The 17,346-nt window shown below is 67.6% G+C and carries 9 protein-coding genes; 5 read left to right on the forward strand and 4 right to left on the reverse strand.

The window, feature by feature from the left end:
- Window positions 1–3 precede the first annotated feature (3 nt).
- Entirely contained in the window at window positions 4–2,271 is a 2,268-nt protein-coding gene (locus Q5H91_RS11005; protein WP_305173455.1) for a TonB-dependent receptor, read from the reverse strand.
- Window positions 2,272–2,428: 157 nt separating this feature from the next.
- On the opposite strand from Q5H91_RS11005, the gene Q5H91_RS11010 reads away from it, so the two are divergent.
- The 4 genes from Q5H91_RS11010 (at window position 2,429) to Q5H91_RS11025 (ending at window position 10,783) form a co-directional block, all read left to right on the forward strand.
- Window positions 2,429–3,964, forward strand: coding sequence for a carboxylesterase/lipase family protein (locus Q5H91_RS11010; RefSeq protein WP_305173456.1), 1,536 nt, complete (start codon window positions 2,429–2,431; stop codon window positions 3,962–3,964).
- Between the two features lie 270 nt (window positions 3,965–4,234).
- Complete coding sequence (locus Q5H91_RS11015; protein ID WP_305173457.1) at window positions 4,235–7,363, forward strand: TonB-dependent receptor; 3,129 nt, start codon at window positions 4,235–4,237, stop codon at window positions 7,361–7,363.
- Window positions 7,364–7,451: 88 nt separating this feature from the next.
- Window positions 7,452–8,987 carry a tryptophan halogenase family protein gene (locus Q5H91_RS11020; RefSeq protein WP_305173458.1) on the forward strand — a complete coding sequence of 512 codons (1,536 nt, stop codon included), beginning with the start codon at window positions 7,452–7,454 and terminating at the stop codon, window positions 8,985–8,987.
- 11 nt (window positions 8,988–8,998) lie between these two features.
- The gene (locus Q5H91_RS11025; protein WP_305173459.1) at window positions 8,999–10,783 is read left to right on the forward strand and encodes a discoidin domain-containing protein; all 1,785 of its coding nucleotides are present in this window, start codon (window positions 8,999–9,001) and stop codon (window positions 10,781–10,783) included.
- Between the two features lie 11 nt (window positions 10,784–10,794).
- On the opposite strand, the gene Q5H91_RS11030 is transcribed toward Q5H91_RS11025, so the two are convergent.
- A complete protein-coding gene (locus Q5H91_RS11030) occupies window positions 10,795–12,276 on the reverse strand; it encodes a glycoside hydrolase family 27 protein (RefSeq protein ID WP_305173460.1) in 1,482 nt (493 codons plus the stop codon).
- A 128-nt stretch (window positions 12,277–12,404) separates the two neighbouring features.
- Between Q5H91_RS11030 and Q5H91_RS11035 the strand changes: the two genes are divergently transcribed.
- Window positions 12,405–13,328, forward strand: a complete 924-nt coding sequence (locus Q5H91_RS11035) for a glycoside hydrolase (protein ID WP_305173461.1) — start codon at window positions 12,405–12,407, stop codon at window positions 13,326–13,328.
- Between the two features lie 7 nt (window positions 13,329–13,335).
- Here Q5H91_RS11035 and Q5H91_RS11040 read toward each other — a convergent pair whose 3' ends face one another.
- Together Q5H91_RS11040 and Q5H91_RS11045 are read right to left on the reverse strand one after the other, a co-directional pair.
- Window positions 13,336–14,886 (reverse strand): family 43 glycosylhydrolase, encoded by a 1,551-nt coding sequence (locus Q5H91_RS11040; protein WP_305173462.1) that lies wholly within the window; start codon window positions 14,884–14,886, stop codon window positions 13,336–13,338.
- Window positions 14,883–17,270: a glycoside hydrolase family 127 protein gene (locus Q5H91_RS11045; RefSeq protein ID WP_305173463.1), complete on the reverse strand. Its 2,388-nt coding sequence runs from the start codon at window positions 17,268–17,270 to the stop codon at window positions 14,883–14,885. Before Q5H91_RS11045 ends, Q5H91_RS11040 begins: the two co-directional genes overlap by 4 nt.
- Between the last annotated feature and the right edge of the window lie 76 nt (window positions 17,271–17,346).

Genomic DNA, 17,346 nt, shown 5'->3' on the forward strand with positions numbered 1-17,346 from the left:
CGATCAGAACTTGGTGCTGACGCGGATGCCATACTGGCGCGGCGCGCCCGCCTGGCGACGGATGCCGTTCAGCGAGCCGATATAGTGCTGGTCGCTCAGGTTGGTGCTGAACCCGGCGACCGACCAGGTGCCGTTGTCGAGCGTCAGCTGCGCGTTGAAGATGTTGCGCGGGACCAGATAGTCGCCCAGCTGGCGCTGCTGGAACAGGGCCGCCCAGACCCCGGCGATGTGCGCGTAATCGAGCCGCGGGGTCAGCGTCATGCCGTCGGCGACCGGGATCGCGTACTGCGCACCCGCACTCAGCGTGAACTTCGGCGCATAGGTCTGGCGCCGGCCGCCCAGGTCGACGCAGCCGGTGGTGGTCGCCGGGCCGCTCACCGGGTTGCATGCGCCGGTATGCGCGCGGCGCGGATCGAAGGCGAAGAACTGGCCCAGCTCCGAGTGCGAGACCGAGGTCGAGAAGTCGAACAGGAACTGGCCGAACGACCCCTGCGCCGACGCCTCGACGCCGTAGAGCTTGGTCGGCTCCGGCACGTTGAAGATCGAGTTGAAGTTGGGCGTGTTCGGGTCGACGATCGTCACCTGGAAATTCTTGTAGGTATTGTAATAGCCGCCCAGCTGCGTGCGCAGGTGGCCGTTCATCAGCGTGCCCTTCCAGCCGATCTCGTAATCGGTGACCTTCTCGGGGACGAAGCCGCGCGGCGTCACGCCGAACAGGTTGGCGCCGTTCAGCCCGCCCGCCTTGGTCCCGGTCGCGACGAACGCGTAGAGGAAATGGTCGGGGTTCAGCGTCCAGTTCAGCGCCAGCTTGGCGTCGACGTTCTTGTTGGCGGTGAAGTCGTTCTGGACCAGCACGGTCTTGAACGTGGTCGGCCCGCCCAGCGCCAGCTCGATCGGATAGTTGACGTCGTTGCGCGACGTGGTGCGCGACCAGCGCCCGCCCAGCGTCACTTGCAGCGCGTCGGTCAGCTTGTAGCCGATCTGGCCGAACACCGCGGTGGCGGTGTGCGGATTGGTGCCCTCGATCCGCAGCGAGCGGACGACGCCGGTCGGCGACAGCGCGACATAGCCGTTGCCAACCGGGAACTCGTACTTGTCATACTGGTAGAAGCCGCCGACCAGCCAGGTGAACCGGCCGGTGTCGGGGGAGATGATGTTCACCTCCTGCGACCAGATATGCTCGTTGGCGAAGTCCTGGAACGTGTCGCGGCCGGTGCTGGTGCCGTCGGCGTCCAGCGTCTCCTGCAGCGTGCCCTTCTGGAACGCGCTGATCGAGCGGATCATCAGCCCGCTGTCGAACGTGTAGCTCAGGTTCGCGGAGATGCGGCCGAACTCGTCCTGGCCGGTCAGATACGCGTTGCTGGTGACGTTGAACGGATCGCTGGTGTTCAGCGTCGGCGCATTGGCGCTGCCGAAATAGGCGGGCGTGTTGGGGAAACCGCCCATGTTGATCTTGTTGTAATCGCCCTTCACCAGCAGGCGCAGGTGGCTGTCCGGCTGCCAGAGCAGGCTGGCGCGGCCGCTGATCGAATTCAGGTTACCGGGATTGCCGGTCCACGGCCCCGTCACGGTGAAGAAGCTGTCGCGCTTCTCCAGATTGGTGGCGAGGCGGATCGCCAGCGTGTCGCTGAGCGGCAGGTTGACCGCGCCTTGCGCCTTCAGCTGGTTGTAGTTGCCGTACTGCGCGGTGGCGAAGCCCTTCACCCGGTCCAGGGTCGGGTTGGTCTCGGTGATGAACACCGCGCCGCCCGTCGCGTTACCGCCGGCGAAAGTGCCCTGCGGCCCGCGCAGCACCTCGACCGACTGGATGTCGTAATAGGGCTCGCTCTGGAAATAGCCGGGGAAGACCGGCACGCCGTCGCGATAGGTGACGACGCCGACGCCGACCGAGCTGGAAATCTCGGTCTTGCCGATGCCGCGGATGTTGAAGCTGTTCGCCTGGCCCGACGTGTTGACGGTCAGCGACGGGGTCGAGAATTGCAGCTGCTCGACCGTGTTCACGCTCTTGCGGATCAGGTCCTCGCCGGTCAGCACCGATGCGGCGACGCCGGTCTTCTGCAGGCTGGTCGAGCGGCGCTCGGCGGTGATGACGATGTCGTTGCCGGTGTCGCCGGGGATCGCATTCGGGTCGGTCGCGTCGACCGGGTTCTGCGACGACTGCGGCGTCTTCTGGGCGGCGGTGGCGGGCGATTCGGCAGGACCGACCTGCGCGAACGCGGCGGTGGAGGTCATCACGGCGATCACCGACGCCGACAGCAGGAACGTGCGCATCAATCATCCTCTCTGAATGTCGCGCTCTTTGGCGCGTCCAGGTGATGACTGACACCGATCCGGCCCCACGTCAACTTTCATTAAATCGCTAGTGAGTATTATCCCGGTGTGGCATGAAGCACGCAGAGCCGGACAAACCGGCGTCGAGGAGAGGATCATGGGCATGTCTCACATGCTGCGCAGAACGCTGCGCATCGCCGGTCTGGCCGCACTGACGATCGCGGGTCCCGCCGCCGGCCAGGCACCGCAGGTCACGATCGACACCGGCGCGTTGCGGGGCGCGCGCTCGGGCGAGACCTTGGTGTTCAAGGGCATCCCCTATGCCGCGCCGCCGGTCGGCGCGCTGCGCTGGCGACCACCGGCCATGCCCGCCGCCTGGGTCGGCACCCGCGACGCGAGTCGGTTCGGCGCCGCCTGCCCGCAGGGTCCCGAGCACAAGGAACCCTGGGCGCAGGTCGGTCCGCAGAGTGAGGATTGCCTGTTCCTCAACGTCTGGCGCCCCGCGCGCAGCGGCCGATATCCGGTGATGGTGTTCATCCATGGCGGCGGCTTCACCTACGGTGCCGCGGGCGTGCCGCTCTACGACGGCGAGGCGCTGGCGGCGCGTGGGGCCGTGATCGTCACCATCAATTACCGGCTCGGTCGGCTCGGCTTCTTCGCGCATCCGGCGCTGACTCGCGAGAGCCCGGAGGGTCGGCTCGGCAATTACGCGATCATGGACCAGATCGCGGCGCTCCAGTGGGTGAAGCGCAACGTCGCGGCGTTCGGCGGCGATCCCGCCAACGTCACCGTCTTCGGCGAGTCGGCGGGTGCCGGCAGCGTCCAGATCCTGATGGACTCGCCCGACGCCAAGGGGCTGTTCCACAAGGCGATCTCCGAGTCGGGGGCGGGCAGCAGCGCGCTGTTCCCGATCCGTGGCGGCGCGCTCAACGCAGAGGCGGTCGGGCAGCTATGGGCGACGAGCCTCGGCCTGCCGAACGCCACCGCCGAGCAGCTGCGCGCCATCCCGCTCGCGGACGTGGTGAAGAACGGCCGCGCCTTTCCGTTCATCGACGGCAGAGTCGTGGTGCACAGCCCCGGCGAACCCTTCTATCGCCAGGCGCAGCTGCCGATTCCCCTCATCATCGGTGGCAACTCGAACGAATCGAGCCTGGGCGGCATGACCGAGGCGGCGGCGAAGGCGCTGCTCGGCGCCGACTTCCAGCCGCTGCTCGACGGATATGTGGCGATGACCGGCAAGCCCGCCGCGGCGGCCGCGGTCGACCTGGCCGAGGATACCGGTTTCGTCCTTCCCTCCTTCGCGCTCGCCGACCAGCATGCGGCCGCCGGACACAGGGCCTTTGTCTATTATTTCGACCAGGTCCCGGTTGACCAGCGTGCCACCGCCGCAGGCGCCGATCACGGCGGCGAGATCGAATATGTGTTCGGCACCAAGCCGGTCGAGCACCGCTGGGACGCCCGCGACGCGGCGGTGTCGAAGCTGATGGGCGATTACTGGGTCCGCTTTGCCCGTACCGGCGATCCCAATGGCGGCGGCACCCCGCACTGGCCGCAAGCGACGACGCTGCCGACCGCCTATCTGGCCGTCGGCGCGACGACGAAGGCCGCGCGGCTTCAGCCCGTACAGGAAAAGGCCAAGGCCGCAGCCATGGCGGACGCGCGCCGGAAATGGGCGGCGATGCCGCGGCCCTGACGGCGACCTTCCACCTGGCATCCGCGCCTCCTGTCGGGCTCCGACGCGAAAGATGACAGAGTCGTCATCCAACAACCCGTGATCGCGTGCGCAGTCCCGGTCCAATATCCGGCATGTCATTATGCCGGATAATGTCTTTCGATGACATTTTCTTCACTTTGCGTGGCCATCGACCCCGCCTAATCATCCATGTAACCGGATACATCGTCAATAATCCGGGCAACGCGCGTTGCATGAGCCGCAACCGCTGAGGGCATGGAGGGGGTTGGCATGAAGAAGGTTTTCGTCGGCAAGTTCGCCGCTTTTGCGCAGGCGGGGACCAGCCTCGCAGCGATTGCCGCGGCAGGCATGGTCGGCATGGCCCCGACGATCGCCGTGGCCCAGACCGCCGGATCGACCCTGCGCGGGCGGGCGCCGGCCGGGGTAGAGGTGGTCGCCACCGAAGTGAACACCGGCGCGGTTCGCCGGACGACGGCCGGCACCGACGGCACCTATGTCATCGCCGGCCTGCAACCGGGCAGCTATCATGTGACTGCCGGCGACCGATCGGCCGACACCGTCATCGCCGTGGCGTCGACGGGGACGCTGAACCTGGATGAACCGACGGCGGAAGCGGGCGCCGATGCGGGGGAGATCGTGGTCACCGGCGCACGGCCGACGGTCGATGTGCGGTCCTCGACCGTCAACCAGTTCGTGTCGCTCCACGACATCGCGGTGATCCCGCAGACCACGCGCAACTTCCTGGAATTCGCCGACACGGTTCCGGGCGTCCAGTTCAACGTCGATGCCACCGGCAACACCTCGCTGCGCGGCGGCGCGCAGCTCGCCTCGGCGGTCAACGTCTATATCGATGGCGTCAGCCAGAAGGATTATGTCGGCGGCGGATCGGGCATCACCGGCAGTGCCGGCGCGCAGGGGAACGGCGACCCGGGCAACCCCTTCCCGCAGCTCGCCATCGCCGAGTACAAGGTCGCGACGTCGAACTACAGCGCCGAGTATGGCGACGCGGCGAGCGCGATCATCATCGCGCAGACCAAGTCGGGCACCAACCAGTTCCACGGCGAGGCATTCGGCCAGTTCACCAACCAGGACCTGCGCCTCAAGACCCCGGCGGAAACGGCAGCCGATATCGCCAAGGCTCGCTTGCCGAGCTGGGAATATGGCGCGGCGCTGGGCGGTCCGATCATCAAGGACGTCGCCCACTTCTTCTTTACCTGGGAGCATAAGAGCCTCTCGATCCAGAGCAGCGTCTACCCGGGTTCGGGCGTCACCCAGGCGCAGGCGGTGGCGCTGCTGCCCACCGATGTCGGCAGCCAATACGGACCGGTGACCAACCCGTTCAAAGAGAATTTGTATTTCGGCAAGATCGACGTCGAGCCGACCGACAAGGACCGGATCGAGTTTACCGGCCGCTTCCGTATCCAGGACCAGATCTCGGGCGGCAACGGCCAGGCCGCAGCCTCGACCGCGGCGCCGTTCATCAACAACGACAAGCGCGGCGACATCCGCTGGCAGCACAGCGAGGATCGCTGGGTCAACGAGGCGCGGCTGAGCTACCAGAACACGCGCGCGTCGACGACGGCGACGACCGCGTCGCCGCAGTTCCAGTATGTCTACTTTCCGAACAATTCGCCCTCCGCGCCGACGACCGCACTCATCACCGTCGGCGGCCCCGGATCGGGCGTCGGCGCGATCAATCGGCAGCGGGGTTTCACGTTCAAGGACGACCTGACGCTGCCGAACATCCAGCTCATGGGCAGCCATACGCTGCGCGTCGGGGCCAGCCTTGCCGCGATCAAGCTGACGTCGCAGAACGCCAGCGCCGATCTTGCCAACGCGACCTATTATTACGGAGTCACGCCCAGCGGCGTGGCAGCGACGCCGTACCTCCTGCAGTTTCCCGTGGTGAACTCGGGCTTCACAGGGGGCGGGAACGTCACCACGAACGCCAAGCAATATGCCGCCTATGTCCAGGACGACTGGACCGTCGACGAGCATCTGACGCTCAACCTCGGCGTGCGCTGGGATCACGAGGTGGTGCCGGCCTATCTGGACTATGTCACGCCGGCCAACGTCGTCGCCGCGATCAACGGCCCCTTCCCCGGTACGAGCCAGAGCTACGCCTCGGTGCTGGCACAGGGGAACGGCACGACCCGCGGCTACGACATCAACGACTATATCAGCACCGGCAACAACCGGAAGGCGCCAAATAATTTCTCGCCGCGTATCGGTTTCTCCTACGATTTCGGCGGCGATGGTCGGCACGTGATCTTCGGTGGCTACGCCCGCGCGTACAACCGCAACCAGTTCTCGACGCTGGCGCTCGAAAGCACGAAGCTGGCGCTCAACAACAATCCGGAGATCTATTTCCCTTCCGCCATCACGCGCAACGCGTTCGGCCCCTGCGCCACGGCAGCGGACATCAACCCCGCCAACCACTGCTACGCCTTCGATCCGTCGTATCTGACGCCGGAGGGGCTGGCGCGGCTGCAGGTCAGCTCGAGCGCCAGCGAAGTCGACGTCCTGCCCAACAAGATCCGGACGCCGCATTCCGACCAGTTCAGCCTCGGCATGCGCAACACCATCGGCGAGTGGAACACGCAGGCGACCGTGTCCTATGTCGCCAGCTTCGACGGGATCGTCGGCCGGCTCGGCAACCGCTATGCCAACGGCGCCTATTTCCAGAACGGCTCGCCCTGGGGCGGACAGGGTGTGCCGGGTGTCGGCGGCCTGATTATCTTCGAGAACGGCGCGAAGGATCGGCTGCTCCAGCTCGGCCTCGGCGCGCAGAAGCCCTATACGAAGGACTCGGGCTGGAGCGCGACCTTCTCGTACACGCTGTCCTTCTCGGAGCAGAACAACCTGGCCGGTGGCGCCAATCCCTACGCGATCAACAGCAACCAGTATCTCTTCGATCTGCCCTATGCTTCGGATTATCCGTTCGTGCGCGGTACGGCGGCGCCGCGCCATCGCATCGTCGCGACCTACAGCCGCGACCTGTTCTGGGGCATCCAGGCGGCGACCAAGGTCGAGCTGGCAACCCCGAACAGCACGACCAACATCGTGGGCTGTCCCACTGTCTGCAACGCGCAGGGCGGCGCCACCCTGTTCGTCAGCCGTCCGCCCAAGGAATTCCTGGGCTACAAGGAAATCGACGTACAGCTGACCAAGAACATCGACTTCTGGAACGACCTGTCCGGCTATGTCCGCGTCGACGTGCTCAACCTGTTCAACTTCCACAACTACGATCCGGCCGCCGTCTCCTATCCGGCGAGCACCGCGACCGACGCGCAACAGGCGACGAACGAGACGCTGAGGGCAACGCCGGTGTACAACAGGCAGGGGCCGATCATCGGCGTGCCCTTCACGGTGAAGCTGTCGGCCGGGCTGAAATTCTGACGGCCGGCCGCGATGCCGCTCCCCATGCCGGTGCGCCGGCCATGGGGGGCGGATGTTCGCCGCGTTCTGCTATGCTATCCGGTGGGCGATGACAGAGCAGCGAACCGCACGTCCGATCCGGTCGGTCGCCATCATCGGCGGCGGCGCCGCCGGCTGGATGAGCGCGGCCGCCATCTCCAAGATGTTCGGGCGCACGGTCGACGTCGTGCTGGTCGAATCGGAAGAGATCGGCCTGATCGGCGTTGGCGAGGCCACCGTCCCGCACCTGTCCGCGTTCAACCGGCTGCTGGAGATCGACGAAGCGGAGTTCGTCCGTCAGACGCAGGGCAGCTTCAAGCTGGGTATCCAGTTCAACGACTGGGGCCAGATCGGCGACAGCTATATCCACGGGTTCGGCACGATCGGCCGCGACGTCGGCATGCTGCCGTTCCACCAATATTGGCTGAAGGCGCGGGCAGAGGGTCGCGGCGGCGACATCGGCCGCTACTCGCTCAACACCGTCGCGGCACCACTCGGCAAGTTCATGGCCTCGGCGAGCGACGCGCCGCCGAACTCGCCGCTCGCCGAGATCGCCTATGCCTATCATTTCGACGCCGTGCTCTACGCCCGCTTCCTCCGCCGCCGCGCCGAGGCGCAGGGCGTGCGGCGGGTCGAGGGAAAGGTCGTCGCGGTGCATCGCGGCGGAACACGCGGCTTCGTCGAGACCGTGCAGCTGGAAACCGGCGAGCGGATCGGCGCAGACCTGTTCCTGGACTGCACCGGCTTTCGCGCGCTGCTGATCGGCGACGCGCTGGATGTCGGCTTCGACGACTGGTCGCAGTGGCTGCCCTGCGACCGGGCGCTGGCGGTGCCGTGCGAGAAGGTCGGGCCGCCGACGCCCTATACCCGCTCGACCGCGCGGGAGGCGGGGTGGCAGTGGCGCATTCCGCTGCAACACCGCACCGGCAACGGCTATGTCTATAGCAGCCGCTTCACCAGCGACGAACGCGCCGCCGACCTGCTGATGCGCAACCTGGACGGCAAGCCGCTGGCCGACCCCAAACCGCTGCGCTTCACCAGCGGCATGCGACGGCGCCTGTGGGATCGCAACGTCGTCGCGGTGGGCCTGGCAGGCGGCTTTCTCGAGCCGCTGGAATCGACCGCGATCTATCTGATCCAGGCGGGGATCAACCGCCTGATGCAGCTGTTCCCCGACAGCGACTGCGACCCCGCCCTGCAGACCAGCTACAACGCGCAGTCGGCGTTCGAATATGAGCGGATCCGCGATTTCCTGATCCTGCACTATCACGTCACCCAGCGGACCGATTCCGACTTCTGGACCTACGTCCGGACCATGGCCGTGCCCGACACGTTGCGGCATGTGATCGACCTCTTCGTCGCCAACGGCCAGTTCTTCCGTTCGGGCACCGAGATGTTCGGGCTGACCAGCTGGGTGCAGGTGATGCTGGGTCAGGGTCTCTATCCCCAAAGCCATCACCCCGCCGTCGACTGGGTCGCGCCGGCCGATCTCCACGCGCTGGTCGATCATGTGGAAAAGGTCGTCGCGTCCAATGTGTCGCTGATGCCGGCGCACGAACAGTTCATCGCGCGCTGCTGTGCCGCATCCGCCGGCCGGGCGTCCTAGAGCGTGATGCCATGACGCCGCTGCTCCTCGCCGTCGCAGCCGCGCACACCTATGCCAACCCGATCGACCTCGATTACCGCTACAACTTCGAACAGGTGAACGAGGGCATATCGTACCGCACCGGTGCCGATCCGGTGATCGTGCCGTTCAAGGGCGCCTATTACCTGTTCCTCACGCTGGCGGACGGCTATTGGCGCTCCACCGACCTCGTCACCTGGCGGTTCGTCAAGCCCAGCCGCTGGCCGGCGGAAGGGATCGTCGCCCCTGCCGTCACGTCGGACGGCACGCGGCTGCTCATCATGCCGTCGATGACGACGCAGGGGACGATCTATTCCACCAGCGATCCGGCGAGCGGCGGGATCGACTATTTCGTCCGCCGCATGCCGGCCCTGCCCGGCGCGGTGCGATCGGGTCAGGAGGACACGGTCCGACCCGGCCAGGTACCGCCCGGCCCCTGGGATCCGGACCTGTTTCAGGACGCGGACCGGCGCTGGTACCTCTATTGGAACTCCTCCAACGTCTTCCCGATCTATGGCGCCCCCGTGGCCTTTGCGGATGGCAGGATGACCTATGGCGAGCCACGCCGCGCGTTCATCCTGCTCGATCCCGACCGTCACGGCTGGGAACGCTTCGGCCAGGACCACAGCGGCACCCTGCCCGATGGAACGCCGATCAAGCCCTTCATGGAGGGCGCCTGGATGACCAGGGTGGGCACGCGCTACTATCTCCAGTACGGCGCGCCCGGCACCGAGTATAACGCCTATGCCACCGGGACCTATGTCGGCTCCTCTCCCATGGGGCCGTTCACCTATGCGGCGTATAATCCGGTCGGGTACAAGCCCGGCGGGTTCGTGCAGGGCGCCGGGCATGGCAACACCTTCCGGGATCTGCACGGCAACTGGTGGAACACCGGAACGCCGTGGGTCGGCTATAACTGGGCGTTCGAGCGACGGATCGCCATGTGGCCGACCGTCTTCGACGCGGACGGGCAGATGCGCGTGTCCACACGCTTCGGCGACTTCCCGCAGCGCATGCCGACGGCGCGGATCACCGACCCGGACGCGCTGTTCACCGGGTGGATGCTGCTCAGCTACCGCAAGGCGGCGACCGCCAGCGCCAGCGTCTCCGACCACCCCGCCACCGACGCCACCGACGAGGATCCCCGCAGCTTCTGGCTGTCGCCGACCAAGGCGCCGGGCACCACGCTGACCGTGGATCTGGGCGCAGCGAAGACGGTGCGCGCGGTCCAGGTAAACTTCGCCGATTACCGCGCCGGCCGGTTCGGCGATGCGCCCGACATCTACACCGCCTTCCGTCTGGAGCGGTCGCTGGACGGTCGCACTTGGAACCCGCTGGCGCGAACGGACGCACCGCGCCGCGATCGCCCCAACGCCTATTTCGAACTGCCGTCACCGGTGCGGGCGCGATACGTCCGCTACGTGCACGGCCATATCGGCGGCGCGAATCTCGCCATCGGCGACCTGCGCGTCTTCGGCAGCGCGGGCGGCACGGCGCCGCCCACGCCCGCGATGATCGCAGCGACGCGGGACAGCGACTCTCGCAACGCCACCATCCGCTGGCAGCGGGTACCCGGAGCCGTGGGCTATAACGTGCGCTGGGGTATCCGCCCCGACCGCCTCGCGCTGACTTATCAGGTGTTCGCCGACCGCGTCGCCGCGGGCGAGGCCGCAACGCTGTCCTTGCGTGCGCTGACGGTGGGGCAGCACTATTACGTCGCGGTCGAGGCCTTTGACGAGAACGGGGTTTCCGCGCTCAGCCGCGTAGCCCCGATGTAACGCGCGCAGCGTCAGTTCGGGGGCGCGGGACCGTCGATCCGCAGCAGGATCGCGCCGTGCCGAGGTATCCGGAAGCGCGTGGCGGCCGGCACGGCCCTGTGCGCCCACAGGTCGCGCATCGCCCCGATGGTCGGTCGTCCGGTATCCGCCGGCAGCGCGCTGGCGGTGGCCGCACGCTCGCCCCGGTTGAACAGCGCCATTGCGACCGAGCCGTCGCGCAGGTCCTTGCGCCATATCTCGACATCGCCCACCTTGCGCACCATCTGCCCGTGCACGCCGGCAGGGTCCTGGTCGATCGCCAGCACGTCGCGGTTGGTCAGCAGCCGCAGCGCCGCCGGGGTCGTCCGGCGCAGGTCGTGCCCCATGATGAGCGGCGCGGCCTGCATCGCCCACAGGGTCATGTGGGTGCGATACTCGTCGTCGCTCATCCCGCCATTGCCGATCTCCAGCATGTCCGGATCGTTCCACGCGCCGGGCCCGGCGGGAGCGAACTTCGGGTTACGGGTGAAACCGATGTCCGACATGGTGGCATAATCGTCGGTGATGTCGCCGGTCGTGCGCCACAGATGGCCGCCGACCTGCTGGCCCCAGCGCGATACGGCGAAGCGGCCATATTCGCACAGCGAGTAGATGATCGGCCGCCCGGTCGCCTTCAGCGCGGCGCCCATCTGGTAATAGGTGCGCTGCACGCTGTCGGCATCGGCGTAGAACCACTCGCCCGAGCACAGGTCGTATTTGACATAATCGATGCCCCAGCCGGCGAAGCTGCGCGCGTCCTGCTCGACATGGCCATAGCTGCCCTCATACCCCGCGCAGGTGCGGGGCCCGGGGGAGGTATAGAGGCCGAGCTTCAGCCCCTTGCCATGGACGTAGTCGGCCAGCGCCTTCATGTCCGGGAACTTGGCGTTGGGCTGGAGCACGCCGTTGCGGTCGCGCGTGCCCTGCCAGCCATCGTCGATGTTGATGTAGCGATAGCCGGCGTCGCGCAGCCCGCTCGATACCATCGCGTCCGCCATGGCGCGGATCGTGGCGTCGTCGATATGCTCGGCGAACTTGTTCCAGCTCGACCAGCCCATCGGCGGCGTCAGCGCCAGATTGTCGGGCGGCAGCGTGCCGAGCGGCGGCAGGTCGGGTGCGGGGTGGAAGGCGCGGCGCGCCGCCTCCGCGTCGGTGCCGGGGTGCCCCGTCTGCTTCAGGTCGGCATGCCAGATCCCGCCCTCCAGCGTGACCGCCCCGTCGGCGAAGCGGGCGGTCCAGTGCCGCGTCGGACGCGCCGGATCGTTCAGGTTGCGGGTGTCGAAGACCAGCGTGTCGCCGGTCCGCCGCGGGTTCAGCATCGGAATGGTGCCGTACCATGTCGTCGTGAGCGCGCCACTCGGCGTCGCGCCATCGGCGACCTGCAGCATCGTGACACCCGGATAGGCCGGTCCGTCGTCGAACAGCCAGGTCTCCGCCGCCGCGACGTGGGCCGCAAACGGAGCCGACAGGATCATGACTGCGAGTATGGCCAGAGCCTGCCGTGCCGACGCGTATATGCCCTGCGCGATCATCGATGACCTCCCCTTGCCTGTTTCCCACGCGTAATTATACGGTATACCGTCATTGCCAAGGAAAATTCATGGTGTCCGCATACAGGTCGTTCTTTCCGCTCGTCGCGGTGGCATTGCTGTCCGCCGCGTCCGCCGCGGCGGCTCCACCGGCGAACGACGGATCGGCCGCCGCCTATGCCGCGCAGGTGATCGGCCGCCCGCCGACGGCGGCGAAGCTCGATCCCTTCTACCAGCGATACATCGATGCGCAGGGCATTCCGATCGCATCGTCGGCCGCAGTGCCGGATGCGGCTCTGCTCGTGGCGCGCGATATCGCGGTCGCGATGCTGGCCGATCGCCCCGATCTGCGCCGCGCCATGGTGGCCTCCGGCTTTCGCGTCGCGATCATGGCCGCGGCCGAGGGGACGGTCGACCTGCCCGAGCAGCGGGACTGGAAGAAGCCGACCGCCGACGACACGCGGCTGACCATCTGCGAGCGCAAGCATTACGCGGAGCGGATCGGCAAGCTGAGCGACCGCGAATATTGGAACGGCCGGGCACGGGGCATGGGCGGCCTGCTGACCAGCGCGGCGACCGAGAACCTGCTCGGCGTACCCGGCACCCGCTATTACGGCGAGAATATCTTCGTCCACGAATTCTCGCACGCGATCCTCGAAGCCGCGCGGCAGGTCGATCCGGCGCTCTACGCCCGGGTCGAGCGCGCCTATGCCGCCGCGATGCAGCGGGGCATGTGGAAGGGCGAATATGCGGCGGTGACGATCGACGAATATTGGGCGGAAGGCACGCAGACCTGGTTCAATTCGAACAAGGTGGCGGTCGTCGACGGCCGCCGCATCCTGTCGGACGCGGACCTGGCCAGCTATGACGTGGCGCTCTACAACGTGCTGAGCGAGGTCTATGGCACGCGCCACCGGCTGCCCGGCGACGCATATTTCGAGCATCCGGCGCGCGTTCCGCCGGGGCCGCTGCCGACATCGACCGCCGAGGTCTGCTGACCGACCGTCAGCCGCAGCCCGCGACCGGCGCCGCAGGTGACGACGGCGCCGGCTGCGGTCGGGGCGCAAGCGCCTCCCACTCCTGTACCGCCAGCCCGGCATGACGGCCGGCCCGCCCCGACGCCACGAACGTGGCACGCAGGCAGCGCGTGGTGATCGGACGAAAGCGGACGGATTGCCACGCATCGGCAGCGGTGCCGTAGGCGGTGGCATCCGGCACCGGCTTCCACCCGCCGTCCCAATAGTCCAGCCGCCACGATGCCGGCGGGGCCACGCCCTCGTCCGCCCCGGCGGGGTGATCCGCCCAGAAGCGGATGCGGCTGCCGTCGAGCGTCACGGGGTTCGCCCAGCGATACTCGATCCACTGGCCGGGCGGATTGTTCGGCGTCCAGCTGCCCCACAGGTCGGGCGGCAGCGGCGCCGCCCTGACCAGGCCGTCGTTCAGCGCCTTGATCCAGTATTGCACCGGGACCGGCTCGTTCGACGCGTGCGCCTCGGCCCCGGCGGCGATGTTGCGGGTCGGGGCGGCGGGCGGAACCGGCCGGCGCGTGGGGGTGACGGGACGGATCGCGGGCGGCGAGACGCTGTCGTCCCACTCCATCCGGTCGATGGCGACGCTGCGGCGGAAATGGCCGCCGCCCACCGCGTCGGCGGTGTGGTAGGTAAGATACCATTGCCCCTTGAACGCGATCGCGCCGGCATGGCTGGTGGTGGAGCTGACCGGCTTCAGGACCGTGCCGCGATAGGTCCATGGCCCCAGCGGCGACGGCGCCGTGCCATAGCCGATACAGGCATGGTAGAGGGCGGGCGTGCAGCGGGAATCCGGGCCGGCATTGTTGCCGGCGTACAGCATGTAATAGGTGCCGCGCCGCTTCATCAGCCACGGCGCCTCGAAAAAGCCGGTCAGCGTCGTCACCGGCACCTCCGGCCCCCTGGGCGTAACCATGTCGGCGGCCAGCTCCATCCCGCGCAACTGCCCGAACGTACCCCAATAGAGGTATACCCGGCCGTCATCGTCGATCATCACCGTGGGATCGATGTTCTGGATGGTGTTGGCGACCGGCGTGACCTGCGACACGATCGGGCCGGCAGGATGCGCGTCGCGCCATGGGCCGGTCATGCGGTCGGCGACCGCGACGCCGATGGCGAAGCGGTCCTCGGCCTTGCTGTCGCGCTGCAGGACCGGCGCGTAGAGGTAGAAGCGGCCGTCGCGTCCCTTCACGATCTGTCCGGCATAGGCGCGGCCCGGCTCGGCCCAGGCGAACACGGCCGCCGGCCGGGCGATCGCCGGATAGTGCGTCCAGCGCCCGGACGCGGGATCGCGCGTCGACAGCAGCTGCCACTCGTTCATCACGAAGTCGTTGACGCCGGCCGCCGCCTCGTCGCGCCCCGTCAGGATCCACAGCGTGTCGCCGTCCACGATCGGTGCCGGGTCGGTCGAGTAATAGCGCCCATCGGCCAGGATCGGGTTACCCGGTGCGGTGACCGGCGTCCCCGTCTGCGCCGCCGCGGCGGCAGGCAGCATCACTGCGGCGGCTGCGGTCGCGATCGCTCTCACCGCGTCTCTCCCGCCTTGGCCGCCAGCAGGCGCGCGCCGAACATCGGCCCGGCGGTCTGCCCGTCATGGGGCACGACGCGGATGCGCAGCGCCGCCTTGCCGCGGGTCAGCGCCACGGGCAGCGGATAGTCGACATCGACGAACTTGCCCGGCGACTCGCCCTTCAGCAGCTCGCTCGCGACCTTCACATCGTTGACCAGGATGTCGAAGCCGCGGTTGCGGTCCTCCCCCCAATAGGTCGCCTGGAGGATCAGCGGACCCGACCGTGCCTTCAGCGTGAACGCCATATAGCCGCCCGACCGCACGTCGCGGCCGTTGCGTCCGCGATAGCTGACCGGCCACGACTGCTCGCTCTCCAGCCCATGATCGCGCTCCGGCTGCATCTCGCCGAAATGCATGATGTCGATCGAGCGCGCCGCCACGTCCTTCTGCCGCTGCTGCTCGGCGGCGTATGCGGCTTCCTCGACGCGCCACTCCGCGTCGGTGAAGCGGCGGAAATAGACGGCGCTGCGGCGGTCATACTGGCGATAGAAGGGTACGAAGCCCAGATCGGCCGGGCGGATCACACCGCGCGTGTCGTAACTGCCGGGCGATGCCGTGGGGACGAAGCCGGCCAGCGGCGTGTCGCCGACCAGTGCGGGCTCGATCCCGGTCCATGGCGTATCGGCCGCGCCCAGGTCGGCCGCCAGCACCAGCGGCCCGCGCAGCATCGCGACCGGGCCGCCGCCCTGTGCCGTCTCCATCCGCAGGTCGAGCGGCAGGCTGATCGCGATCGTGTCGCCTTCCTTCCAGCGGCGTTCCACCACCGCATAGCCCGCGCGCCGGGTGACGTTTACGGATTCGCCGTTGACCGTCACCGTCTCGCGACCGGCGGCCCAGCCGGGGATGCGCAGCGCCACGGCGAAGCGGCCGGGCCGGCCGAGCGCCGTGAAGGCAAGCTGCGCGTCGGAGCCATAGGGATAGCCGGTGTCCAGCGTCACGACCGCGCGCGCCTTCGCCCATTTCGCCTGTGCGGGGATGTAGAGGTTCACCATCAGCATCGATCCGCTTTCCCAGAAGATCGAATCGCCGTGCTTGGCATGCGCCTCCATGCCGCTGCCGCCGCAGCAGACGAAGCCCTCCTCACCCGCCGGCGCATATTCGCGTGCCGCGCCCGACAGCATCGGCGTGAAATAGGTGAAGCCGCGATTGCGCGGATTGATCTGCGACAGCGTGTGGTTGAGGTGCGCGCGCTCGTAATAGTCGAACAGCGCGCCATCGGGTGCCCAGCTGAACAGCTGACGGGTCAGCTTGAGCATGTTGTACGTGTTGCAATGCTCGCACGTCGCCTCGCTCAGCGCGCCGGCGATGCGGTCGGGACCGAAGAAATACTCGCGGTCGGCATTGCCGCCGATGACATAGCTGTGATGCCCCGTCACCCGGTCCCAGAAGAAGCGGGCGGCGGTGCGATACTTCTCCTGCCCGGTCAGCTCCCACAGCCGCGCCGACCCGACCAGCTTGGGCACCTGCGTGTTGGCGTGGAAGCCGGCGAGCTTGTCCTCCCGCGCCGCCAGTGGATCGAGCACGCGACGATCCCAGATCCGCTCCGCGACCTTCAGCCAGCGCGGGTCCTTGGTGCGTGCGTACAGCTCCGCATAGCTCTCGTTCAGGCCGCCATATTCGCAACCCAGCACCGCCTGCATCTGCGCATCGTCGAGCGCGGCGAAGACCCGCTCGAAATAGGTCGCAAGGCCGATCAGGACGGTCAGCGCCTGGCGGTTGCCCCATGCCTGATGGACGTCGAGCAGGCCGGCGAACAGCTTGTGCACCGTGTAGAGCGGCGACCACGAGCCGTTCAGGTCGAACCCGCCCGAGCGGATCTCGCCGCGCATGATCTCGGGGAAGATCTCCTCGCCGTCGACGATCGCGCTCTCGCCCTTACGCTTGCGGCCGAGCGCACCGACATAGCCGCTGCCACGCTTCGCCTGCGCCTCCGCGAGTTCCGCCACGATATAGTCGGCGCGGCGCCGGCACTCGGGATCGCCGACCTGCGCGTGCATCAGGGTCAGCGCGGTCAAATAGTGGCCCAGGGTATGGCCGGCGAGCGAGTCGCTCTCCCAACCGCCATAGATCTCCGCCCGGGGTTCCAGCCCGGCATATTTGCGGAAATTATGCAGCAGCCGGTCGGCGCTCAGGCCCAGCAGATAGCGGTGGTTGGCATCGACCGCCGTCGCGAAGTCCGATGGCATGAGGCGAACATTCCCGAGCGGCAGCGGCTGCGCCGGGGGCAGCGATCCACCCTCGGCAAGCGTCGCGGCAGCAAGCGGGCGCGGCATCATCGCCGTCGCGACGAGCATGCTGCATCCGGACATCAACGTCCGGCGGGCGATGGGGCGAGCGAACATGGTACCTCTCCGTCTTTCCACATCTATACTCGGACAAGTTAAGTTCGTATACGGTTTTGGATAAAGTGCAGGGGCG

The organism is Sphingomonas aurea, from assembly GCF_030678875.1.
Classification (GTDB): Bacteria; Pseudomonadota; Alphaproteobacteria; order Sphingomonadales; family Sphingomonadaceae; genus Sphingomonas; species Sphingomonas aurea.

Bases quoted from the DNA above. Each gene is read 5' to 3' on its own strand.
- Q5H91_RS11005 (WP_305173455.1), bottom strand. From the start codon at position 2,271: ATGCGCACGTTCCTGCTGTCGGCGTCGGTGATCGCCGTGATGACCTCC.
- Q5H91_RS11010 (WP_305173456.1), top strand. From the start codon at position 2,429: ATGGGCATGTCTCACATGCTGCGCAGAACGCTGCGCATCGCCGGTCTG.
- Q5H91_RS11015 (WP_305173457.1), top strand. From the start codon at position 4,235: ATGAAGAAGGTTTTCGTCGGCAAGTTCGCCGCTTTTGCGCAGGCGGGG.
- Q5H91_RS11020 (WP_305173458.1), top strand. From the start codon at position 7,452: ATGACAGAGCAGCGAACCGCACGTCCGATCCGGTCGGTCGCCATCATC.
- Q5H91_RS11025 (WP_305173459.1), top strand. From the start codon at position 8,999: ATGACGCCGCTGCTCCTCGCCGTCGCAGCCGCGCACACCTATGCCAAC.
- Q5H91_RS11030 (WP_305173460.1), bottom strand. From the start codon at position 12,276: ATGATCCTGTCGGCTCCGTTTGCGGCCCACGTCGCGGCGGCGGAGACC.
- Q5H91_RS11045 (WP_305173463.1), bottom strand. From the start codon at position 17,270: ATGTTCGCTCGCCCCATCGCCCGCCGGACGTTGATGTCCGGATGCAGC.